Here is a 23,395-nt window from a genome sequence, read left to right as displayed (position 1 = left end):
ACTTTAAGAGAGGTGATTAAATGGAAGATATCGTAGAAGAATTTCTGCATTTTATCGCGATTGAAAAAGGACTCAGTGATAATACCATTGCTGCCTATAGACGGGACTTAACTGGCTATATGCAGTTTTTAAATAAAGAAAAGATTGGTCACCTGGATAATGTGGACCGAGTGACAATCGGCCTTTATCTAGGCGAATTAAAAGAACAGAACAAATCTCAGAAAACCATCGCCAGACAGACCGCTTCAATCAGAGGGTTTCACCAGTTTGCGCTCCGTGAGAAATATGCAGTGAAAGATCCGAGCGTTATGGTAGAGCCGCCAAAAGTTGCGCAGCATCTGCCGGATGTCCTCAGTATTCAGGAAGTGGATCAGTTCTTAAAGTCACCTGATACGTCCAAACTGTTCGGTAAAAGGGACCAGGCGATGCTCGAACTGCTCTATGCGACAGGCATGCGTGTGAGTGAACTGATCAATCTGAACGTCAATGATATCAATCTGATCATGGGTTACGTCAGAGTGTTCGGTAAAGGCAACAAAGAACGCATTATTCCACTTGGTACAACCTCTATGGAAGTACTCGGCCATTATCTTGAGCATACACGACCACGCATGCTGAAAAAAGAAATGACAGATAGTCTGTTCCTGAATTTTCATGGGAGAAGAATGACACGCCAGGGGTTCTGGAAGATCATCAGACAGCTGAAAGAAGACGCAGGCATCAAGAAAAAACTGACACCCCATACGTTAAGACATTCGTTTGCAACGCATCTGCTGGAAAATGGCGCTGATTTAAGAGCGGTTCAGGAAATGCTGGGCCATGCCGACATCAGCACCACACAGTTATACACTCATATCTCGAAGAAACAGATTAGGGATGTCTATAAGAAGACACACCCTAGAGCGTAGGAGGTTCTTATGAAAAATAAATATTGCACATTGACTGCACTCTTAATCATGGCGCTTATCTGGGGTGTCATCTACTGGGTGTTTATCGCGCATTGACTTTAGACGCGCTTCAATGACGTCACTTCTATCGCGCGTCCTGTGAAAATGTATCCATCTAGCGTCCGGCGCGTGCTTCACAGAAAAATCAGGATGCTGCTTATGTATCGCCTCTTTCATTTCATTTGTTAAGGGCAGCGTAAGAGGCACATATTCTTCCGAAGTCATATTCTCTTCAAGAATATATAGGACTGAGTCATGAAGCCCTATTTCACTGAGCGAGTACATTTTAAGAATCTGATAGGCCTTCTTAAGGCAGGTTCTTGCACCTTTCTTATTGCCCCGCCGCAGATGATACTGACTCGTTGCCAGTAGAATCAGGCCAACTTCAATATCGTTTTTAGTGTATACTGATTTCTCTTTCCAGGCGTCCTCCATAATTTCGTGACATTCGAAGTAATGACGCTCATGAAGAAAATAATAATAAAATTCAACTAACGTATCGATCATTAAAAGTACCTCCTGAAAGGATTCATTATGTATGAAGTTAAACTCGATGCATTTGAAGGTCCACTAGACCTCCTGCTGCATCTCATTAAAAAACTGGAAATAGATATTTATGATATTTCAATGAAACATCTGACAGAGCAATATCTTCATTATATCAACTCGATGTCTGAATGGGATATCAATATTCAAGGGGAGTATCTGGTCATGGCGAGCGAATTATTACGCATTAAAAGCCGTATGCTGCTGCCTGCAATAGAAGAGGATGAAGAAGACCCGCGGGAAGAACTCATGACACAGCTCATTGAATATCAGAACTATAAATATTATGCAACTTTACTAGGGGAAAAACGCGAAGCGGCAAGTGACCATTTTGTTAAGGCACCTCAGGATCTGTCCGGATTTGAAAAAGCGGAGCCAGCTGAACTGGTACTGAAATTAACTGATTTAATAGCAGCCTATGAAAAAGCAAAAAGCCGTAAAAAACGTGTCGCTCCTGTTATGACAGTCAGCCGTGAGAATTATACGATTCAACAGGCCACAACCGTGATTCAGGATAGGCTGAAACGATCTTCACAAATCAAGTTTACTGAACTCTTTCATTTTTCAGAAACGAAACATCAGCTGATTACGCTATTTATGGCCATGCTTGAAATGATGAAAAACCAGGAAATTAAAGTAGAACAGCAGGAACTGTTCGGTGAGATTTATATTGAAAAAGGAGTCTAATATGCCGGCAAAAATAGATATATTCGAAGCTCTGTTATATGCTGTAGGAGATGAAGGGCTGGAAAGTGAAAGAGTTGAAAGTTTACTGAATATGACCCATGATGAAGTGGAACAGCTGGCGGCTGACTTTTCGTCTGCGGTTTTCCAGCTGCGACGTTACGGCGGTAAATGGTTTTTAGAACTGAAAAGTGAATATACGCCTTATCTGGCTTCACTTGTCGACCAGCAGTCAGAGCGAAAATTAACTCAGGCTTCTATGGAGACGCTGGCTATTATTGCTTACAACCAGCCGGTGACGAGAAGTGATGTTGAGTCATTACGAGGCGTGAATTCTGACGGACCTGTCAGAACATTGATTGAAAGAGGGCTAGTTGCTGTCAAAACTGAGGAATCAAGAAGTCAGCAGCTCTATACGACCGACTATTTCCTGCAAGTATTTGGTCTGACGTCCATTGAAGAACTACCCGAGGACAGCGATACAGATACTAAAGAAGAGATGGATCTCTTCTTCAAGTCATTAACAACAAAAGGAGAATAACATGGAACAGTTAGATAGATTACAGAAAGTCATCGCGAGGAGCGGTGTCACTTCGAGACGTAAGGCAGAAGCACTGATAGAGGAAGGTAAAGTCACTGTTAACGGAGAAGTCATTAAGACGCTTGGGACTAAAGTAAAACCTTCTGACCGTATTGAAGTGGAAGGAATTCCACTCGAAAATCCTGACAAGGTCTATATTCTTTTTCACAAACCGACTAAAGTCATTACCAGTGTATCAGATGATAAAGGCCGGACTGTTGTCACCGACTTTTTCCCGCAGCTGGAAGAACGCGTCTTTCCTGTAGGTCGACTTGATTACGATACGTCTGGATTACTGCTCTTGACGAATGATGGTGAATTTGCCAATCAGATGACGCATCCGCGTTATAAAGTGAAGAAGAAATATGTGGCCAAACTAAAAGGCTATCTGCTTCGTGAACAAGTCAGACAACTTGAGAAAGGCATTATGCTTGAGGACGGTAAAACAGCACCTGCTATCGTCAAAGTAAAATCTCAGGACCGCGAAAAGAATTCGACGTTAGTAGAGATCACGATTTCAGAAGGTCGCAACCGTCAGGTCAGAAGAATGTTTTCTCATTTCGGTCATGAAGTGGTCAAGCTGTCGCGTGTCGAATACGGTCCGCTCAATCTTAAAGGTTTGAATGCAGGGGACGCTAGAGATCTCAGTCCTCATGAAGTGAAAACCTTACGCAACCTCGCTCAGAACCAGTCTTAAAATTTCACATAGTTGCCACTATTGGCGTTTAGCTGAGTGATATAATAGACCTATCTATGTGAGAAAGAGGGAGTAAAATGAATAAAAGAACAAAAAAGTGGACTCAATATATAGTAATGACATTGATTGCACTGGCGATTGCCTTCATCGTCTATTCGACAGTGACACAGAGTAAGAGTAAAGCAGTAGGAGTAGGCGACGATGCACCGGAGTTTGAGCTGCAGAAGATGGACGGCAGTACCGTCAAAATGAGTGACTATAAAGGAAAAGGTGTCATCCTTAATTTCTGGGGTACTTGGTGTGAGCCTTGTAAACGAGAGATGCCTGCACTAAGCGAGAACTATGAAGAATATAAAGGTAAAAATGTTGAGGTATTAGCGATTCACTTAAGAAAGACGCCTCAACAGGTTGAACAGTTCTTCAGCGGACTGAAAAAAGAAGTTCATCTGCCTGTTGCTTTTGATAAAGATAACGAAGTAGCTGATGCTTATGGAATTGATCCACTGCCTACGACAGTGGTTATCGATAAAAATGGTAAAGTAAAAGCGATTCATAAAGGTGAAATGAACGACCAGACAATTAAAAATTACATGAACACTGTGACACCGTAAGTGAGGTCAGTATATGAATGAGAAAGCAATAGTCTGTACTTGTGGACATGTCAATCCACCCGGCACACAGCTCTGTCAGAACTGTGGCCGGTTAATCAATGATGATTACGATAAGAAAAAAACGACTGATATTATGCGTTATGACGGTTCTGCTGTACGGTCAAAAACTAAAAATAAGACAGTAACCGATAAGATATGGAATTTCTTCGCTTCTGTGAAGACAGGTGTTATCTTACTTGTACTGACTATCGTTGCAGCAGCAATCGGTTCCATCATGCCGCAGGAATATTTTATCCCTGCAAACGTTGATCCTGCTTCATTCTACCAGGAGAAATATGGTTCCCTCGGTTACCTATATCACCAGCTGGGACTCGACAATTTATATACGTCCTGGTGGTTTCTGATTCTACTGGGGCTTGTAGCATTCTCTATTATAGCGGCGAGTATTGACCGCGGGGTGCCCCTTTTTAAATCACTCCGTAACCAGGCGACTAGAAAGCATCCTTCATTCTTAAAACGACAGCGACTGACAGGGGAACTCGTCAATCCGGATTTAGATCAACTTGAGCAGACGCTGAAAGAGAAACGCTATAAAGTGAAGCGTGAAGGCGATGCTCTTCTCGCTGAAAAAGGACGTCTCAGCAGATATGGTCCTTATATCAACCATACTGGTCTGATCATCCTGCTGATGGGGGGTATGCTGAGATTTGTGCCAGCCATGTATTATGATGGTGCAGTTGCAGTTAAAGAAGGCGATACGAGAGCGATACCTGGTACAGACAAACAATATTATATGCGTAACGATAAGTTTATTCTCGAGCATTATGATCAGCAGATGAACTCAAACACTGAATCGACTAAAGCTGACAGTGCGATGAATAAAATTGCCAAAAATTACGAGACACGTCTGACATTGTTTGAAAACACGAAAGATTCGATACCAGGTGCTGAACCAGAACTGAAAGAAGTGAAGACAGGGAACATCAAGGTCAATCACCCCTTTAAATTTGATCATTTTGAACTCTATCAAAACAGTTATGATCAAAGCCTGCTTAAATCAATGACCTTTAAAGTGATTGATAAGAAGACGGAAAAAGAAATCGGCCAGACATTCACAGTTAATCTGGATGAACCAGCACCCACATACAAGATTGCAGATAATCTGACTGTTAATCTTCGAAACTATGCACCTGATTTTGATAAAATTGAAGCGAATGGTACACTCGCTACAAAGACACCTAACACAGTGAACCCTGCATTTGTATTTGAAGTGGATAAAGCTAATCAGCAGCCGGAGTATAGTCTGCTTAAAATCCGTTCATCACAGGATATTTCACAGAATAATCAACATGCTATCAAGTTTGTCAGTGCCACAAATCATACGATGACTTATCTCAATGTTAAAAAGGATTTAACTCTGCCTTATCTCTTTATCGGATTTACTATCTTCCTGCTCGGTCTGGCGATCGGATCATATATCAATCATCGTAGAATCTGGGTCAATGGCAATCAAATTGCAGCGCATACAAGTAAGAATTATTTTGGATTAAAAAATGAACTGAACACTATTCTCGAAAAGAATAATCAGCCTGCTATTAAAGATAAGTACGAATCGGAGGAAACAAAATGAACCATGAAACATGGCTGAATATCAGCAGTACCTCTTTGTATGCCGCTTTTATTTTATATTTAATCGCTATCCTGCCATTTTCGGCTAGCATTAAAGCAAAAAATAAGCGCTATGAACGGATAGGCATTATCTTAACGACAATCGGTTTCATCATGCAGATTGTTTATTTTATCACCCGCTGGATTGCAGCAGGACATGCACCTGTCAGCAATATGTATGAGTTCCTGACGATGTTCGGTATCATGATGGTCGGTGGCTTCCTGATTATCAACGCCATCTATCATACGCCGATACTGGCTTTGTTCTCACTGCCTGTAGCCATGCTCGTCATCGTCTATGCCAGCATGTTCTCGCGTGAAGTCAGCCCGCTTATTCCGGCACTGCAAAGTAACTGGCTCGCGATTCACGTGATTACAGTGACTATTTCATACGGAATTCTCTCAGTCAGCTCAATGGCTGGTCTGATTTATTTACTGCGTTATGTAGATGCGAAAGAGAAATCGCGAGATGCTTTCTGGCTTGAAGTAGTCATGTACTTCGCAGTATTAGTTATCGCATTTATTTTAACAACTATCGTGATGAAAGGTATTGTCCATTATGATGATCAATACTTTTATGTTGATAAAAATGGTAACAATGCAGTCAGCCATTACCATCTGCCTGCCATCGTGACATTTAAAGATGCTTACCCTGTTGTACCTAAGGGCAATAATAACTATCAGGAAGTTGAACGCTTCTCAACTGGACTTGAAGTGCCGCCTGTCTTAAATGCACAGAAGCTGACGACAGTGATCTGGTCCATTATTATTGGAACGATCTTATATGGATTAATTCGTCTGATAACGAGAAGAACTATCTTCTCGATGGTGAAGCCACTTACTAACAAGGTGTCGTTACAGCTGATGGATGAGATTGGTTACCGTTCCGTTATTATCGGCTTCCCGCTCTTTGCTTTAGGAGGACTTTTATTTGCTAGTATCTGGGCACAGATTGCCTGGAGCAGATTCTGGGGCTGGGACCCTAAAGAAGTATGGGCACTTGTTACATTCTTATTCTATGCGGTATTTCTTCACTTAAGACTCGGTCGAGGCTGGGAAGGTAAGAAATCAGCTTGGCTTGCTGTAGTAGGTCTTGCGATTATCTTGTTCAATGTCATCGCTGTTAACTTAATTATTGCTGGTTTACATTCATACGCTTAGGAGGCAGTCCATTTATGAAGGAAAGAATTTTAATCGTTGATGACGAGGATAGAATCAGAAAACTTGCTAAAATGTATCTTGAACGCGAAGGATTCGAAACAGTAGAAGCAGCGGACGGCGAAACAGCAGTGGAACTGGCGCTCAGCCAGAATTTCCATTGTGTCCTGCTGGACATCATGCTGCCAGGGATGGATGGACTGGCAGTCTGCAAGAGAATCCGCGAAGAGAAATCGACACCGGTCATTATGCTGACTGCTAAAGGTGAAGAAAACAATCGTGTTGAAGGCTTTGAAATCGGTGCTGATGATTATATCGTCAAACCTTTCTCGCCTCGTGAAGTCGTCTTACGGGTCAAAGCCATTTTAAGACGTTCACAGTCTTCAATGTTCTTCCAGAATGACGCACATGCGAAAGATCTGATCGTGTTTGATTCACTTGTCATTGATAATGATGCACACCGCGTCACGGCAAACAATCAGGAAGTCAGCTTGACGCCGAAAGAATATGAACTTCTTTTATTCCTTGCTAAGTCACCTGACAAAGTCTTTGATAGAGAGCAGCTGCTGAAAGAAGTCTGGCATTATGAGTTTTACGGTGACCTGAGAACTGTGGACACCCATGTCAAACGTTTACGTGAGAAGCTGAATAAAGTTTCTCCAGAAGCTGCCGAGATGATTCACACAGTTTGGGGCGTCGGCTATAAGTTCGAGGCAAGAGACTGATGCACTATTTAAATAGTATTGTCATAAAACTGTGGTTCACTATCATTTTGATAGTAACGACAGTTTTACTTATATTATCGGTTGCACTCGTCGGTTTCTTTAACTCCTACTTCATTTCTGAGACAGGAAAGACCCTCTATCAGCAGGCAAATAAAATTGAAAGTATTTTGATGAGTCGACATAACCAGGAAGACGCGATGAACTATGTCATGGAACTTGTTGAGAATCCCGCTGGTCTGATTATCGTTGAAAATAAATCACAGCTGACGGATCGTCATGATGATCTGAAGCAAATCATGATTGATGAGTTTCGTACCAATCCAGATTTTAATGCAGTCTTTGATGAAAACAAACATGTGACTAAAATTATCGATGTCAATTATCAGGATGAGAGACATCGCTACATTCTTCTTGGATTCCCGTCTCAGGCATTTCAGGACAAAGGTGCGATTATTCTCTATCAGGACATTAACTCTATCAGTTCGACACTCCAGTATGTCAGCCTGATTATCTTAATAACGGCTTTAATTTTAATTGTACTGTCAACGATTTTTGCCTTTTTCTTATCCAATAAGATTACGAAGCCGCTGCTCAGACTTAAGGAATCAGCGTTTCAGGTGGCTAAAGGCGAACGCGCCCAGAAAATCAAGACGACATCACGTGATGAAATAGGCGAACTCACTGTTGCATTCAATAAAATGGAGGATGACATCAGAAACAACATCGCTTCCATTGAAACGGAAAGAAATCTGAGAGATAAACTGATCAATGCTATGGCAGATGGTGTACTCAGTTATCATATGGATTTAGATCAACAGCTGATGAATCCGAAAGCAGAGCAGTTTCTTACTTTGATTAGTGAGGATGACAAAATACAGCTCGAACAGTCATTTGAAGAAGTGGTGAAAACTAATGATTCAGAAGTCATTGAAATCGCGACACTTAATCATTACTTCGTGGTTATTATCTCACCAGTGAGACGTGCAGCTGCAAATAATCAGATAGGCGCAGTTGCTCTGATTCGTGATATGACTGAAGAGCACCGTAATGATGAGATGAAGAAGCGGTTTGTCGCTGATGTGTCGCACGAGCTCAGAACGCCAATCCAGATGCTGCAGGGTTATACGGAAGCGTTACTGGATGATATTGTGGAAACACCGGAAGACCGGAAAGAATTCTTAAATATCATTCTGGATGAGAGCAAACGTTTAAATCGCCTCGTCAATGAACTGCTTAATGTCGCCCGCTACGACGCAGGTGACGTTAAACTGCACCTTGAGGAAATGCCGGTCGTTGCGCTGCTTGATAAAGTGAAATCAACGTTTAATCAGTCTCTGACTGATAATAAGCTCAGCCTTATCGTAGATTCTCCGCCAGGACTTGCCTGGTCGCTTGACTATGACAAGATGATTCAGGTTTTAACGAATTTAGTTGATAATGCTGTTCGTTATACACACGAAGGAGATGCGATTCATTTAACCGTGAAAGCAGGAGACGCGCTCACAATCGAAGTCAGCGATTCAGGCGTCGGTATCTCACCGGAACACCTGCCTCATCTTTTTGACCGGTTCTATAAAGTGGACGCTGCAAGAACGAGAGGTAAACATGGAACCGGACTCGGTCTTTTCATCGTTAAGTCCATCATTGAGTCACACGGTGGACATATTACAGTTTCAAGCGAACAGGGTAGAGGGACTACTTTTAAAATTGTGATTCCAAAACATTGATTTAATAAAAACTTGTGCTAATATATTAAAAGGATGAAAATCCGAAAAAATAAAATATTTCATCTTCGGGGTACGGTGTAATTCCGAACCGGCGGTATAGCCCGCGACCTACCTTCGGGTGGCTGATTCAGTGTAATTCTGAAGCCGACAGTATAGTCTGGATGGGAGAAGATGGAGTGCAGAGCAAAGAGCTTTGCTTATTTGTGATGCCTCCTTCCTTCAGTTGATGGATGTAAGGAGTAGAATATGTCAAGTATTAACAGAACGAAGAAGCTGATTCTGATCAGCATGCTGAGTGCCATCAGTTTCGTACTGATGTTCCTCAAGTTTCCACTGCCTTTTATGCCGCCTTACTTAACGATTGATTTCAGTGATGTACCTGCTTTAATCGGTCTGTTTACAGTCGGACCAATCGGCGCAGTCATGATAGAACTCATTAAAAACTTACTCAATTTTGCAGTGAATCCGGTTGAACCAATCGGTCCTATCGCAAACTTTTTAGCGGGTGCTAGTTTTGTTTTAACAGCTTATTATGCGGGTCGCAGAGATAGATGGGTCGGTTTAATCGCTGCGACGTTAGTCATGACGCTTATTATGAGTCTCATGAACTATTTTGTATTGCTGCCTTTATACGGTATGATTACAAACTTAAGTGATATTACTAACAACTTTAAAGCCATTGTATCAGCAAGTATTATTCCGTTTAATATCATAAAAGGACTGATAGTTTCTATCGTCTTTATACTGATTTTCAGACCGCTGTTACCTGTTATTGAAAAGAGATTTAAATAAAAAAGAAGGAATTCCAGTGGAATTCCTTCTTTTTTATTCGTATTTAAGTGCATCTCCGTCAAATGATTCATCTGCTACTTTAATAGAATCTGTCGGACAGCCTTCAAACGCATCGATCATATCTTCTTCGAGTTCTTCAGGTACTTCCTGAGTTCCTTGGTTATCATCAAGAATAACAAAGGCAATGCCTTCATCATCATAATCATATATATCAGGTGCTGCTGCACCACAAGCACCACAAGCGATGCATGTATCCATATCTACGATTGTATATTTCCCAGCCAAATGGTTCGCCTCCCTACTTAAAAATGCTACACTAGTACATATATATTTTAGAGATTCATGCACTTTTTTTCAACAAAAATTATCTGGAGGCATTGATGGATTCTATTTATCAGCAGGCGAAACAGCGTAAATTCGCAGAGAAGACAGATAAAAGCTTCAATAATATATTGATGGGTTTTAGATCCCATCAGACTTATTTTGATGCAATGATGCAGGGACAGCTTCCTTTTTATAATAGCCGGCCCGAACTTACTGGTGACACGCCTGAGGATATCAGGTTTTATCCCTATTTCTATGATGCTTCGCATATGACATTCCAGGCACTTAGACTGCTGACACAGACGATGGCAGCTCAGTCTTATCAGATCAAAGACTTCTATCCGGTTTCAAATCATCTGTTTATTCAGCATCAGGTTAAAAGCTGGCTGCATTCATATAAGCGTCAACCTAAAGAATACGAAACAGAACTGCTGAGTCTGTATGACAAGATGGCGCAGGAACTTCCTGTATTCACTTACAAGCTGCTACCGGATGCGAAAGGCAACCATTTCTCGATAGAAGAGATCTGCAGGGCATCAGGCTTTGAACAGACAGAATACTCTCTGATGCTGCTACGAGAGCTCAATCTGCTGACTCATCTAATCCATCAGCATGATTATTTTAAAAGCTTATATATCCGGATGCCACTTCACAGTGCCACTGAACAGACTAAAGAATGGATCACTAAAGGAATAGCTCTTGATACAATCGCATTAAAAAGAGGGGTCAAACTTCATACCATTGAAGACCATATCATAGAAATGATCATTAAAGACTATCCGGTAGACGTCAGTCGCTATGTGACAGAAACGGAAATCGCTGAGATACGCTCTCTTTATCATCAGCATCATTATCAGCGGCTTAAACCTTATTTCGAGGAATCTCAGATGGATAGTTACTTTAAAGTCAAGATAGCTCTCTGTCTGATTATGAAAGAAGTGAAACTATGACAACAGAAGAAATTCTGCGAAAAATATATGGCTTCTCAGAGTTACGGCCAAGTCAGAAAGCAGTGATTGAAGCGGTTGAAACAGGCCGTGACGTACTTGCGCTTCTGCCTACGGGAGGAGGGAAATCACTCTGTTATCAGCTTCCTGTAATAGCCTCAAACGGTCGGGCACTGGTAATCACACCGCTTATTTCATTGATGGAAGACCAGGTGGCTGAGCTGAAACGTTTAAGGCTGAAAGCAGTCTGTATTCACAGCTATCTGGATATTCGGGAGAAACGTCTGATTTTTAGTCAGCTGCAGGACTATCAGTTTATTTTCTGCTCACCGGAATGGCTGGCAACAGACAAAGCACGAGCGACAGTTGCACAGCTGAACCTGACCCACATGGTCATAGACGAAGCACACTGCATTTCTGAGTGGGGATATGACTTCAGGCCGCATTATCTATTGCTTCATGAAGTGATGAAGCCTGGCTGTCAGGTAATCGCCTTGACTGCGACCGCTGATGACAAAATTATCAGAGATATCAGCCAGCTATTACGAAGGGAGCTGTTACTGGTCGATAAACGCGAGGAACGCAGCAATATCTTTTTATCGGTCAAAAATCCAGCAGATAAACTGAAAGAAATCGAGACACTGCTTGACACTTCAGGGCCGACTATTATTTATTTCTCATCTAAGAAGCGCTGTAATGAAGTTCATCAACTGCTTAAGGAGCGCTATAAAGGCATGACCTACCACGCTGATATGACATATGAAGAAAGGATGTCTGTACAGATTGCGTTTCTCAGCGACAGAATTCATTACGTCTGTGCGACCAGTGCGTTTGGTATGGGAATCAATAAAAGTAATGTACGGACAGTGATTCATTACCACGCGCCTAAGTCAACGCTTCAATACATCCAGGAAATTGGACGTGCTGGCCGCGACGGTGAACAAGCACAGGCCATCCTTCTTTATGATGACGAGGACCTTAACCTAAGCTATCGATTGCTGCAGGAAGATCATTTATCTGAATCAGATTTCAATCTTTATATCAACGGCGCGCAATTACCGGAAGAGAAGATGGAACAAATGAGAATTCTTCGTTCGAATTTCACTGATACTGAAGTCTTAAAGGTGCTAAAGAAGGAGTATTTGTCTAAAATAGCGGCGCTTAGAAAAATGGCGGAGTACGGACAGCTGACTGGGTGTCTGAGTCATCAATTATATAATGGAATTAAGCCCTGTAATCACTGCGAGTACTGTCAAGGCCAGAATTTATTCACTTTTGACAAGTATCAGGAAGTTAAAGAGAATGATAACAGAGTGGATTATATAAAATCGTTATTTAAACAAGGCTAGCTCTTTACTATTCGCTTTATAGTTGTCTATAATTAATGGTATATTTAAATAAATTTAAATGAAGTGGGTGTTAAAATGGCTAGAGATAATTTCAAAGACGAGTTCGAAAAAAGTAAGCAACCTGTAGAGAGACAGGAAGAAGTAGGAAATGACGATTTAGTATTTGACGGAGAAGATTTTTCTAATGATACAGATTCAGCTGAATTTCCTAAACGCGGTGTATCAAGACGCAACCGTTCAGCTGATCGTCGACGTCGAGAAGAGTCAGTAGAAGAACCGGCTGACAACATCAAAGGTTCTAAAAAGAAACGCCGTCGTTCAGCCGCTGCAGGCACAGGTGCTGTTGCAGCAGGTGCAGCAGCAGACCATCATATTGAAGAACCAGCTCATACAGGTGAAGTAAAATCAGAAACATTTGTTGCAGGCTCAGGAGAACCAGTTGTCCATCATGAAGAAGAGAGAGAACATGAAGTAGAAGAAAAAGAAAAGAAAAATAGCTGGTTGCCTATTCTGGCAGGATTATTAATTCTGATTCCGATTCTATTCCTGTTATTCATGTTCTTCGGTAATCGTGATAATAAAGATGACCATAATGAAAAAGCAGTGACGACAGAAGAAGCAACTACAGAAAAAGCAACAACAGAAAAAGCGACAACAGAAAAAGTAACTGAAGAAAAAACAACTGAGAAAGCAACAACAGAAGTACCTGCAACTGTGGAAGAAACAACAACAGAAGTACCTGCGACAGTAGAAGAAGCAACGACTGAAAATACGACTCAAGCGACTACTGAAGCACCAGCAACAACAGAAGCACCTGCAGCGACAGGTGGCGGCACAACGCATACAGTAAACGCTAATGAAAACCTTTATAGAATTGCAATCCGTTATTACGGTAGCGGTACGCCGGCGAATGTCGACAAAATTCGTAAAGCAAATGGCATTTCAGGCAACAATCTGACAGTAGGTCAGGAGCTTGTTATTCCTAAATAAGAAAACATCAAAGGGGATGGATTTATGTATTTAAAAACGATTATGATTCCAAAAGAGAAATGTTATATTGCGAATCCAAATGATTCTGTAAAATCAGTCATTGATAAACTTGAACATCATGGTATAGATGGGATGCCTGTTGTCAGCGAAGGTGTTTATCATGGCACGGTTACTCGTTATAACATTTTCAGACACTATTTCTTCAAGAAAGATACACAGCCTCGTGAAGAATTTATCGAGAAAACTCAGATCAAGGACATTCTGGCACTTGATGAATACAGCGTGACAGATGATTCACTGTTTGAAGAATCATTCTTAAGTCTGCAGGATTTCCCGATTCTAAGCATTATCAACAAAAACAATGAGTTTTTAGGCGTAGTGACACGTTTTGATGTCATGGAACAGTTCAAGAGCGCGTTCGGTATGAACCAGTCTGGTACCCGAATTGCCATTACATCAATTGATGCAGAAGGTCGTATTAAACGTCTGGCACAGGCGCTGCAAAAATATAAACTCAATGCTATTTCTTTCGTGACATTTGATGAAACAGACAAAATGCATCGTCGAATGATTGTAAAAGTAGACGATAGAAATCAAAAAGATGTCGAAAAATTTACGAAGTATCTGGCTAAAAATGGATTTAAAGTGCTGGATGTTCAACAAGACTAACAGAGGGGCTCATATGAGCTCCTTTTTTTGAGAAAGGTGATCATTGTGCGTTATATAGAAAGTATTATTATTGGTGCAGGTCCTTGTGGTCTTTCTGCGGCAATTGAACAGAATCGTCAAGGAATAGAGACTCTGATTATAGAAAAAGGGAATGTAGTAGAAGCCATCTATAATTACCCGACACACCAGACATTCTTCTCGTCGAGTGACAAGCTCGGTATCGGTGACGTACCGTTTATCGTGGAAGAGCATAAACCACGTAGAAACCAGGCGCTCGTCTATTACCGAGAAGTGGTGAAACATCACAACCTTAATATCAATACACGTGAAGAAGTACTGTCGGTGACGAAAGAAGATGATACATTCACAGTGAAAACTTCTAAAGACAATTACACATGCACCTATTTAACAGTGGCGACCGGCTACTACGGGCAGCATAATAAACTCGATGTACCTGGTGCAGAGCTAGAGAAAGTTCATCATTATTTTAAGGAGGCACATCCTTTCTTCGATAAGAAAGTCCTGATTATCGGTGGGAAAAATTCAGCAGTGGATGCTGCCATAGAACTGGAGAAAGCGGGAGCTGACGTTACCGTTATTTACCGTGGCAGCGAATACTCCAAAAGTGTTAAACCTTGGATTCTGCCTATCTTTGACGGGCTGGTCAGAAGTGAGAAGATCAAGATGTATTTCAATGCAAACTTAAACGAAATCACTGAAGATACCGTTACATTTAGTGTGGACGGTGTGGCTCAGACGATTCAGAATGATGATGTATTCGCAATGATCGGCTATCATCCTGATTATGATTTCCTTCAGGCGATGGGGATGGAACTTGTGACCAATGAATACGGTACAGCACCAAAATACCATGCTGAGACGATGGAGACGAATATCAGCAATCTTTATATCGCAGGGGTTATCGCAGCAGGCAATGATGCCAATTCCATTTTCATTGAAAATGGAAAGTTTCATGGCGGCTTGATCGCAGAGGATATCAAAAATAAAAAAGAGGCATAAGCCTCTTTTTTATTTGCGGAAATAAGTATTTAAATCTTCTTTTTTAAGATGGTTGCTTAATCCGACTATCAGTTTCAGTCTTGCCTTCTGGCCATTTAAACCATTCGAGAAGATAACGCCCTTCTTCTCCAGTTCATAGCCGCCACCCTCGTAGTCATAGTTATTGCTGACGATACCGTTGAAACAACGGGAGACAAGCACGACAGGGATGTCCGCTGCTAAGAGCTGATCCAGGCCGGCAAGCGACGACGGAGGCAGATTGCCCTGTCCTAAAGCTTCGATGACCACCCCGTCATAATCATGGGTCATAAAGAACTCCAGCAGTTCAGCGTCTAAATCACTATGAGCTGTAATCAGGCCGACTTTGACTGTTTCATCTACTTTGACGAGTGGACGATTGACAACAGGCAGGTGATGATAATAAATCGTATTCTTGGTGATGATGCCAAGTGGTCCATAGTTCGGACTCTGGAATGTACTTGTATTAGATGTATGTGTTTTAGTGACGTTCATGGCACTATGGATTTCATCGTTGAAGACGACAAGCACTCCTTTGCCTTTGGACTGTTCATCACAGGCGGTTCTGATTGCGGCGATATAGTTGTAGAGTCCATCTGCACCGATTTCATTGGATGAACGCATAGCGCCCGTCAGAATGACTGGAATACTGACATTCAGCGTTAAGTCCAGGAAAAAGGCTGTTTCCTCAAGTGTATCAGTACCGTGCGTGATAACGATGCCTTCATAATTATCTGTATTGATCTGCTCGATGATCAGTTTTCTGAGCGTATTCATGTGATGGAGAGTCATATGTGGAGAAGGGACCTGGAATGGATTCAGTTCAGTGATATCTGCAAGAGATTCAACAGATGCGAGACCTGAAACAGGATTGATTTCATTGGTGATGACCTGTCCATCTGAATTCTCAGACATGCTGATAGTGCCACCGGTATGTATAACGAGAAGTTTTTTCATATGTGCCTCCTTTATTCTTCTATGATAAAATATTAATGATTAAACAACAAGGCAGGTTACGATGATGAAAAAAATTAATATTGCGATAGATGGACCAGCAGCAGCAGGTAAAAGTACGATTGCTAAAAAAGTAGCAGCTGCACTCGATATGGTTTATGTAGATACAGGTGCCATGTACCGCGCCATTACATTAGCTTACTTAAAATCAGATGACAAAGATTTTGAGCGTTTGTTGCAGGATATTGACATACGCCTTGTAGCAGATAACGGGCAGCGTGTACTGCTCTCCGGTGAAGATATCACAGAACGTATTCGTGAAAATGATATTACAGAGAATGTCTCTTATGTCGCTAGTCAGGGTGCTGTACGCAGCTTTTTAGTGGAACTGCAGCAGCAGATGACACGCGATAAAGGGGTCGTCATGGATGGCCGTGATATCGGGACGACTGTTATTCCGGATGCAGAGCTGAAGATCTATATGGTCGCGTCTGTTGAAGAACGAGCGAACAGAAGACAGCTTGATAACGAAGCTCGTGGCATTGAAAGTACAGTAGAACAACTCAAAGAAGATATTGCTCATCGCGATCATCTGGATATGACAAGAGAGATCTCACCGCTTACTCAGGCAGGAGATGCAATTGAAATAGACACGACAGGACGTTCTATTGAAGACGTAACGGCAATTATTTTAAAACTTGCGTCAGATAAATTGGAATAAAGACGATTTTCTTGACTTTTTTAGGGTAATATAAGAACGTTAGATAAAGAGCTTTTATATTTTAGGAGGATAAGACTATGACAGAAGAATTCAACGAAAACATGATTACAGAAATTCAAGAAGGCGATAAAGTTAAAGGTACGGTTCAAAAGATCGAAGATAAACACGTGATCGTATTCATTGAAGGTGCTAAATTTGACGGAATTATTCCGATCAGCCAGTTAACAAGTCTTCATATCGATAAAGCAGAAGAAGCTGTTTCTGTTGGAGATGAAATTGAAGCATTCGTAACGAAGATTGAAGATAAAGAAGAGGATGGTCATTACATCCTGTCTAAACGTCAATTAGATGAATCACAATCTTTCGAGAGCCTGAAAGAAAAATTCGAAAATAACGAAACAATCGAAGCTGAAGTTAAAGAAGTCGTTAAGGGCGGTTTAGTAGTAGATGTCGGCCTTCGTGGTTTCATCCCTGCTTCTCTTATTTCAACAGAATACATCGAAGACTTCTCTGATTATCAAGGTCGCCAGTTAACACTTAAAATTGAAGAGCTTGATCAGGAGAAAAATCGTGTGATTTTAAATCACCGTGCAATCGAAGAAAAAGAAAACAAAGCGAAACGTGCTGAAACACTTCAAAACCTTGAAGTAGGTTCAATTGTTGACGGTAAAGTCGCACGTATCACAAGCTTCGGTGCTTTCGTTAACATCGGTGGTGTAGACGGATTAGTCCACATCTCACAAATCACTCATGACCGTCTTGAGAAAGTAGAAGACGCGCTTGAAATCGGTCAGGAAGTTAAAGTTAAAATCTTAAGTGTTGATACAGAAGCAGAACGTATTTCATTATCAATTAAAGATGCTTTACCGGGACCATTCGAAACAATTGAAGAAAACTTCAAAGTAGGCGATATCGTTGACGGTAAAGTAATGCGTCTTGCAAACTTCGGTGCATTTGTTGAAATCGCTAAAGGTCTTCAAGGTTTGGTGCACATTTCTCAAATCAGTCACGAGCATATCGGTAACCCAAGTGAAGTTCTTGAACCGGGTCAAACAGTTAAAGTTAAAATCTTAGACATCAACAAACAAGATGAGCGTATCGCTTTATCTATTAAAGCAACTGAAGAGCAAGGTCAAGACTTTGACGCTTCATATTTAGATACAAGCTCAAACGACGATGCACCAACACTTGGTGACGTTTTCGCTGATAAATTCAAAGACTTAAAATTATAAGATTGACTCTTAAAGTAACGCTTCGGCGTTACTTTTTTTGATTATGAGAAAAAATCAAGGTGTGTTAAAATAGGAAAGATCATATATTGAGAGGAAGAAAAAAGTGACTAAACCAACTATAGCAATCGTCGGCCGCGCAAATGTCGGTAAATCGACGATATTTAATAGAATTATTGGAGAACGGGTATCAATCGTTGAAGATACACCGGGTGTGACGCGTGACCGTATTTATTCAAGCGGCGAATGGCTGACACATGAATTTAACATCATCGATACAGGTGGGATTGAGCTGGGTGATGAGCCATTTCAGGAACAGATTCGTGCACAGGCGGAAATCGCCATTGACGAAGCAGATGTCATTATTTTTATGGTGAATGGGCGCGATGGTATTACGAATGAAGATGATTTCGTCGCGAAGCTGCTGTTTAAATCCAGCAAGCCTGTTGTGCTTGCGGTCAACAAAATTGATAATCCAGAGATGCGTGCTGATATTTATGAATTCTATTCACTCGGATTCGGCGATCCATTCCCGATTTCAGGCTCACATGGTCTCGGTATCGGTGACCTTCTGGACGAAGCAAGTAAGCATTTCCCTGAAGAAGCAGAAGATGAATATGATGACAATGTCATCAAGTTCAGTCTGATCGGCCGTCCAAACGTCGGCAAATCAAGCTTGATCAACAGTATTTTAGGTGAAGAACGTGTTATAGTGTCGAATATTGCGGGTACGACACGTGATGCCATTGATACGGTATACAGCTATGATGACCAGGACTATGTCATGATTGATACTGCAGGTATGCGTAAAAAGGGCAAGGTCTATGAATCAACAGAGCGCTATTCAGTACTGCGCGCCTTACGTGCTATTGAACGTTCAAATGTAGTGCTCGTAGTCATTGATGCAGAAGAAGGTATTATTGAGCAGGATAAGAAGATCGCTGGTTATGCTCATGAAGCAGGTAAAGCAGTCATCATCGTTGTCAATAAATGGGATACTGTTGAGAAAGACTCTAAGACGATGAAGAAATTTGAAGACAATATCCGTGCGCACTTCCAGTTCCTTGATTATGCGCCGATCGCATTTGTTTCAGCACTGAAAGGTCAACGTCTGAAAACACTGTTCCCGCTGATCAATATGGCGAGTGAGAACCATAAGAAACGTGTTCAGAGCAGTACGCTTAATGAAGTCATCACAGATGCGGTGGCAATGAATCCGACACCGACTGATAACGGCAGCCGTCTGAATATTTTCTATACGACGCAAGTTGCGATTGAGCCGCCGACATTTGTGGTCTTTGTCAATGATGTAGAAATGATGCATTTCTCATATCAGCGTTTCCTGGAAAACAGAATTCGTGATGCGTTTGGATTTGAAGGGACGCCTATTCATCTGATTACTCGAAAACGTAACTAGGAGGTTATTTCATGACAGCAATTACGGTACTAGGGACTGGAAGCTGGGGCACAGCGCTTGCAAATGTGCTTCTGGACAATCATCATGATGTCCTGATGTGGGGCAGAGATGACAAAACCATTAAAGCACTGACAGAAGAAAAGATGAATCCAGGCTATTTACCGGGTATACGTTTAAATGATGGCATGAAAGCTACGACTGACTTAAGTGCTGCGCTTGCACATGCCACTATTTTAATAGCAGCTGTACCGACAAAAGCGATGCGTGATGTCTGTCAGCAGGTCAATGCAATCGTGCGTGACAAGAAAACGGTCATACACGTCTCAAAAGGTCTGGAACCAAAGACTTTCAAGCGGATTTCTGAAATTATTGAAGAAGAGATCGATGCAGATAAACTGCAGGGTGTGGGAGTACTTAGTGGTCCGAGTCATGCCGAAGAAGTGGCGACACGCCAGCCGACTACTGTCGCGATAGCTTCATCAGATGATAGTATTAGAAAGCTCGGTCAGGATTTATTCATGTGTGATTATTTTAGAGTGTATACGAATGATGATCTGGTCGGAGTTGAAATAGGCGGTGCACTTAAAAATATCATCGCGCTTGCTGCGGGTCTGAGTGACGGTATAGGTTACGGAGATAATGCTAAAGCAGCTCTTATGACCAGGGGACTCGCTGAAATTACCCGTCTTGGCGTCAAGATGGGTGCTGATCCGATGACTTATCTCGGTATGGCAGGTCTCGGTGACTTAATTGTGACTTGTACATCTGTCCATTCGCGTAACTGGCGCTGTGGTGAAATGCTGGGTAAAGGTAAGTCGCTCGAAGAAGCACTTGATCAGATGGGCATGGTTGTAGAAGGTGTCAGAACCACTCAGGCGGCATACGAGATGGCTGCTGCCTATGAAGTAGACATGCCGATTACCGGTGCGCTTTATGATGTACTGTTTAACAAAGGTCCAGTGGAAGAAAACGTCAGAGCACTGATGAGCCGTCAAAAAACAAATGAATAGGTGAAATAAATGTTTAATATTACAAGAATGGATTTAATGTGGGTCTCTTTTTATTCATTAGGACTCATGATGCTGGCTATGGTGCTGATATATTTAGCACGTTTTAAAGTGAAGAATAGAGCGTTATCAATTACGCTTTCTATTCTGGCATATGGTTCACTGCTTCTCAGTGGGCTGCTGATGATTATTGTCTTAGGTGGCTCCAGTCATGCTTAAACGAGTGCTGATGTTAGTGGTTCCAGTCTTCTTTCTATCAGGATGTTTCTATCCAAATGCCGAGAAAGCGGAGAATCAGGTCGCGCCTTTGGACCAGCTCAATATGGTACAGACGGCAGTTGATCAGTACCGACAGGATAACAGTGGTCTATTGCCTTTAAAGGACCGTGACCAGTCTTATGACCAGTATGTTAAGCATCCTGTTGACTTCGGTAAACTCCAGCCTCGTTATATATCTGAACTGCCTGGCTCATCCTTTGAAAAAGGTGGTTATTATCAATATGTCATGATGGACGTGGACAAAAATCCGACAGTGAAACTTGTCGATCTTCGCAATGCTGAAGTGCTAAAAGACTTAAGAATCAGGTTGAATATTCAGGATAGAACACTCGCACTTGATAAAAAAGTAGGACCGAATGTCTATAAGATTGCTTACAAAAAGTATGGCCTGGATGAGTATCCGACTGTCAACAGTCCTTATAGTGGTGAGGCGCTTCCTGTTTATATCAACGGCGGCAATGACTTTATCATTGATTACACGCAGGATTTAGGTAAAGTCATCAGCGAGAAAAAGCTGAAGTTAAAGCAGGGAGAAGACATTCGTTACATTTTATACAAAGACTCACCTATACTGCCGGCATACAGTGTGCCTTATACGGTGAACGAGAAAAACGAACCTATCTTTAAATCGAACGCTAATCCTGATAAAAAATGATGAAACAGGACATAAAACGTTGCAGTATCAACGTTTTGTGTGTTAAAGTCATAACAGAATGATATTCATTTATCATTACATAACCTTAGGGGAGGTGAATTGACATGAATAAAACAGACTTAATCAATGCAGTTTCTGAGAGTGCTAACTTAACTAAAAAAGAAGCAGGTCTTGCTGTTGATGCTGTTTTTGAATCAATTCAAAAATCTTTATCAAACGGAGATAAGGTTCAACTGATTGGTTTCGGTAACTTTGAAGTTCGTGAACGTGCTGCTCGTAAGGGTCGTAACCCACAAACTGGTAAAGAAATCGATATTCCTGCAAGCAAAGTTCCTGCATTCAAAGCAGGTAAAGCATTAAAAGACGCAGTGAAATAATGAGATTTAAAAGAAAGCCCTGTATCAGGGCTTTTTTTCTTGAGTTTTTTTCTTTATTAGCGCCTGTTTTAAGTTATAATGGAGTATAACGTTTGGGAGGCTGCAGGATGGATTTTTACACACAGTACAAAGAGGACAACTTAAAACTGGAAAGACGCTATCCTCTCTATCGCTGTCCGGCAGCGAATGCTGATCTCGTCAGTATTCTGACTCGACTTTCCATCGCAGACAATATCAAGAAAAGTATACTGGCTATTGATTCTGCAATGCGACTCGGTAGAAAAGTAGACAATCATAATAAAGCACATACCATACTCGCAACTGATCTGCTGAGTGCACAGTTTTATCATTATAACGCTGAACATTTTGATCAGACCACTTTCAGAAAACTGACGGAATGTGTGAAACGCTATAATCTTCTGATGTCGGCTTATGACACGTCACAGGATGATGCGTTAATACCTGAAATAGAAGCTGTATTTGTTCTGCCTTTTGTTTCAATAGATGATCCAACTGTCCAGCAGCTGATCAATCACTCTGAACTCTATACTAAATAAAGTAGGTGCCCTATGACTAACAATGAAATGCCTCGCACACCAGAAGAGAAAACAGAACTCGTTCATGGTGTCTTTGAAAATATATCAACTCGGTATGACCGTCTTAACGATATCATCAGTTTTAACCAGCATAAGCGCTGGAGAAAAAAAGTAATGAAACGTATGCAGGTTAGTCGCGGTGCACAGGCACTTGATGTCTGCTGCGGAACTGCAGACTGGACGATTCAGCTTGCTCAGGCAGTCGGCAAATCAGGACACGTGACTGGACTTGACTTCAGTGCCAATATGCTTGAAGTCGGCAAACAGAAGACAGCTGCTTACGATAATGTGAATCTTGTGCTCGGTAATGCGATGGAACTGCCATTTGAAGATAATACGTATGATTACGTGACAATCGGTTTCGGTCTGCGGAATGTGCCTGACTATTCAAAGGCGATTGAAGAGATGTACCGTGTCCTAAAACCCGGTGGTATGGTCGTATGTCTGGAAACGAGTCAGCCGACACTGCCAGGATTTAAACAAGGTTATGAAGCGTATTTCAAATATGTGATGCCGCAGTTTGGTAAAGTTTTTGCTAAGTCGATGAAAGAATACAGCTGGTTACAGCAATCAGCTTTTAATTTCCCGGATCGCTACGCTCTGGCAAAATTATTTGCAGCGGCAGGATTTGAGAAAGTTGAATTTAAAGGTTTCACAGGAGGCGTGAGCGCTATGCATCTCGCCTATAAACCACAATAAGGATGAGCT

27 protein-coding genes and 1 riboswitch are annotated in these 23,395 nt (G+C 41.6%); of the genes, 24 read left to right on the top strand and 3 right to left on the bottom strand.

Features of this window, described 5'->3' with window-relative positions; genetic code table 11:
* The first annotated feature begins 20 nt into the window (after positions 1-20).
* Complete coding sequence (gene xerD / locus MGG13_RS06605) at positions 21-908, top strand: site-specific tyrosine recombinase XerD (protein WP_133431965.1); 888 nt, start codon at positions 21-23, stop codon at positions 906-908.
* Between the two features lie 42 nt (positions 909-950).
* On the opposite strand, the gene MGG13_RS06600 is transcribed toward xerD, so the two are convergent.
* Positions 951-1,454 carry a DUF309 domain-containing protein gene (locus MGG13_RS06600; RefSeq protein ID WP_239034374.1) on the bottom strand — a complete coding sequence of 168 codons (504 nt, stop codon included), beginning with the start codon at positions 1,452-1,454 and terminating at the stop codon, positions 951-953.
* A gap of 27 nt (positions 1,455-1,481) precedes the next feature.
* Here MGG13_RS06600 and MGG13_RS06595 point away from each other — a divergent pair, with 27 nt between their 5' ends.
* The 9 genes from MGG13_RS06595 to MGG13_RS06555 all read left to right on the top strand — a co-directional run bounded on the left by MGG13_RS06595 (position 1,482) and on the right by MGG13_RS06555 (position 10,135).
* Positions 1,482-2,180 (top strand): segregation and condensation protein A, encoded by a 699-nt coding sequence (locus MGG13_RS06595; RefSeq protein WP_133431963.1) that lies wholly within the window; start codon positions 1,482-1,484, stop codon positions 2,178-2,180.
* Between the two features lies 1 nt (position 2,181).
* Positions 2,182-2,718 (top strand): SMC-Scp complex subunit ScpB, encoded by a 537-nt coding sequence (gene scpB, locus MGG13_RS06590; protein ID WP_133431962.1) that lies wholly within the window; start codon positions 2,182-2,184, stop codon positions 2,716-2,718.
* 1 nt (position 2,719) lies between these two features.
* Positions 2,720-3,454: a pseudouridine synthase gene (locus MGG13_RS06585; RefSeq protein ID WP_239034373.1), complete on the top strand. Its 735-nt coding sequence runs from the start codon at positions 2,720-2,722 to the stop codon at positions 3,452-3,454.
* A 77-nt stretch (positions 3,455-3,531) separates the two neighbouring features.
* A complete protein-coding gene (resA, locus tag MGG13_RS06580) occupies positions 3,532-4,065 on the top strand; it encodes a thiol-disulfide oxidoreductase ResA (RefSeq protein ID WP_133431960.1) in 534 nt (177 codons plus the stop codon).
* 13 nt (positions 4,066-4,078) lie between these two features.
* Positions 4,079-5,695 (top strand): cytochrome c biogenesis protein ResB, encoded by a 1,617-nt coding sequence (resB, locus tag MGG13_RS06575; RefSeq protein WP_133431959.1) that lies wholly within the window; start codon positions 4,079-4,081, stop codon positions 5,693-5,695.
* Positions 5,692-6,894, top strand: a complete 1,203-nt coding sequence (gene ccsB / locus MGG13_RS06570; RefSeq protein WP_133431958.1) for a c-type cytochrome biogenesis protein CcsB — start codon at positions 5,692-5,694, stop codon at positions 6,892-6,894. The genes resB and ccsB overlap by 4 nt, the downstream gene beginning before the upstream one ends.
* Before the next feature lie 14 nt (positions 6,895-6,908).
* A complete protein-coding gene (locus MGG13_RS06565) occupies positions 6,909-7,616 on the top strand; it encodes a response regulator transcription factor (RefSeq protein WP_133431957.1) in 708 nt (235 codons plus the stop codon).
* Positions 7,617-7,663: 47 nt separating this feature from the next.
* On the top strand, positions 7,664-9,343 hold the full coding sequence (locus MGG13_RS06560; protein ID WP_239034372.1) for an ATP-binding protein: 1,680 nt from the start codon (positions 7,664-7,666) through the stop codon (positions 9,341-9,343).
* Positions 9,344-9,400: 57 nt separating this feature from the next.
* Positions 9,401-9,520, top strand: a riboswitch (FMN riboswitch).
* A gap of 78 nt (positions 9,521-9,598) precedes the next feature.
* Positions 9,599-10,135, top strand: coding sequence for an ECF transporter S component (locus MGG13_RS06555; RefSeq protein ID WP_239035687.1), 537 nt, complete (start codon positions 9,599-9,601; stop codon positions 10,133-10,135).
* Positions 10,136-10,168: 33 nt separating this feature from the next.
* Here the strand turns inward: MGG13_RS06555 and MGG13_RS06550 are convergent, their stop codons facing one another.
* A complete protein-coding gene (locus MGG13_RS06550) occupies positions 10,169-10,393 on the bottom strand; it encodes a ferredoxin (RefSeq protein ID WP_133432019.1) in 225 nt (74 codons plus the stop codon).
* A 122-nt stretch (positions 10,394-10,515) separates the two neighbouring features.
* On the opposite strand from MGG13_RS06550, the gene MGG13_RS06545 reads away from it, so the two are divergent.
* From MGG13_RS06545 to MGG13_RS06525, 5 genes are all read left to right on the top strand, one after another.
* Positions 10,516-11,409 carry a helix-turn-helix domain-containing protein gene (locus MGG13_RS06545; protein ID WP_239034371.1) on the top strand — a complete coding sequence of 298 codons (894 nt, stop codon included), beginning with the start codon at positions 10,516-10,518 and terminating at the stop codon, positions 11,407-11,409.
* Positions 11,406-12,755 (top strand): RecQ family ATP-dependent DNA helicase, encoded by a 1,350-nt coding sequence (locus MGG13_RS06540; RefSeq protein WP_239034370.1) that lies wholly within the window; start codon positions 11,406-11,408, stop codon positions 12,753-12,755. The genes MGG13_RS06545 and MGG13_RS06540 overlap by 4 nt, the downstream gene beginning before the upstream one ends.
* 75 nt (positions 12,756-12,830) lie before the next feature.
* Complete coding sequence (locus MGG13_RS06535) at positions 12,831-13,745, top strand: LysM peptidoglycan-binding domain-containing protein (RefSeq protein WP_239034369.1); 915 nt, start codon at positions 12,831-12,833, stop codon at positions 13,743-13,745.
* A 24-nt stretch (positions 13,746-13,769) separates the two neighbouring features.
* The gene (locus MGG13_RS06530; RefSeq protein ID WP_133431951.1) at positions 13,770-14,414 is read left to right on the top strand and encodes a CBS domain-containing protein; all 645 of its coding nucleotides are present in this window, start codon (positions 13,770-13,772) and stop codon (positions 14,412-14,414) included.
* A 45-nt stretch (positions 14,415-14,459) separates the two neighbouring features.
* Positions 14,460-15,434 carry a YpdA family putative bacillithiol disulfide reductase gene (locus MGG13_RS06525; RefSeq protein WP_133431950.1) on the top strand — a complete coding sequence of 325 codons (975 nt, stop codon included), beginning with the start codon at positions 14,460-14,462 and terminating at the stop codon, positions 15,432-15,434.
* A gap of 9 nt (positions 15,435-15,443) precedes the next feature.
* Here the strand turns inward: MGG13_RS06525 and MGG13_RS06520 are convergent, their stop codons facing one another.
* The gene (locus MGG13_RS06520) at positions 15,444-16,409 is read right to left on the bottom strand and encodes an asparaginase (protein WP_239034368.1); all 966 of its coding nucleotides are present in this window, start codon (positions 16,407-16,409) and stop codon (positions 15,444-15,446) included.
* 64 nt (positions 16,410-16,473) lie between these two features.
* Between MGG13_RS06520 and cmk the strand changes: the two genes are divergently transcribed.
* From cmk to MGG13_RS06475, 9 genes are all read left to right on the top strand, one after another.
* Positions 16,474-17,127 (top strand): (d)CMP kinase, encoded by a 654-nt coding sequence (gene cmk / locus MGG13_RS06515; protein ID WP_133431948.1) that lies wholly within the window; start codon positions 16,474-16,476, stop codon positions 17,125-17,127.
* A 77-nt stretch (positions 17,128-17,204) separates the two neighbouring features.
* A complete protein-coding gene (rpsA, locus tag MGG13_RS06510) occupies positions 17,205-18,359 on the top strand; it encodes a 30S ribosomal protein S1 (protein WP_239034367.1) in 1,155 nt (384 codons plus the stop codon).
* Between the two features lie 103 nt (positions 18,360-18,462).
* Positions 18,463-19,773 carry a ribosome biogenesis GTPase Der gene (gene der, locus MGG13_RS06505; RefSeq protein WP_239034366.1) on the top strand — a complete coding sequence of 437 codons (1,311 nt, stop codon included), beginning with the start codon at positions 18,463-18,465 and terminating at the stop codon, positions 19,771-19,773.
* An 11-nt stretch (positions 19,774-19,784) separates the two neighbouring features.
* A complete protein-coding gene (locus tag MGG13_RS06500) occupies positions 19,785-20,783 on the top strand; it encodes an NAD(P)H-dependent glycerol-3-phosphate dehydrogenase (protein WP_133431945.1) in 999 nt (332 codons plus the stop codon).
* Positions 20,784-20,792: 9 nt separating this feature from the next.
* Entirely contained in the window at positions 20,793-20,999 is a 207-nt protein-coding gene (locus MGG13_RS06495) for a DUF2768 domain-containing protein (RefSeq protein WP_133431944.1), read from the top strand.
* Complete coding sequence (locus MGG13_RS06490) at positions 20,992-21,714, top strand: hypothetical protein (RefSeq protein WP_239034365.1); 723 nt, start codon at positions 20,992-20,994, stop codon at positions 21,712-21,714. Before MGG13_RS06495 ends, MGG13_RS06490 begins: the two co-directional genes overlap by 8 nt.
* Positions 21,715-21,818: 104 nt before the next feature.
* Positions 21,819-22,091 carry an HU family DNA-binding protein gene (locus MGG13_RS06485; protein WP_133429068.1) on the top strand — a complete coding sequence of 91 codons (273 nt, stop codon included), beginning with the start codon at positions 21,819-21,821 and terminating at the stop codon, positions 22,089-22,091.
* A gap of 107 nt (positions 22,092-22,198) precedes the next feature.
* On the top strand, positions 22,199-22,648 hold the full coding sequence (locus MGG13_RS06480) for a hypothetical protein (RefSeq protein WP_133431942.1): 450 nt from the start codon (positions 22,199-22,201) through the stop codon (positions 22,646-22,648).
* A 12-nt stretch (positions 22,649-22,660) separates the two neighbouring features.
* Entirely contained in the window at positions 22,661-23,386 is a 726-nt protein-coding gene (locus MGG13_RS06475; RefSeq protein WP_275416045.1) for a demethylmenaquinone methyltransferase, read from the top strand.
* The last annotated feature ends 9 nt before the right edge of the window (positions 23,387-23,395 follow it).

This window comes from Macrococcus brunensis (assembly GCF_022343725.1).
Taxonomy (GTDB): Bacteria; Bacillota; Bacilli; order Staphylococcales; family Staphylococcaceae; genus Macrococcus; species Macrococcus brunensis.
Note: the sequence above shows the minus strand (reverse complement) of the source record. Positions and strands in the feature narration are given on the sequence as shown.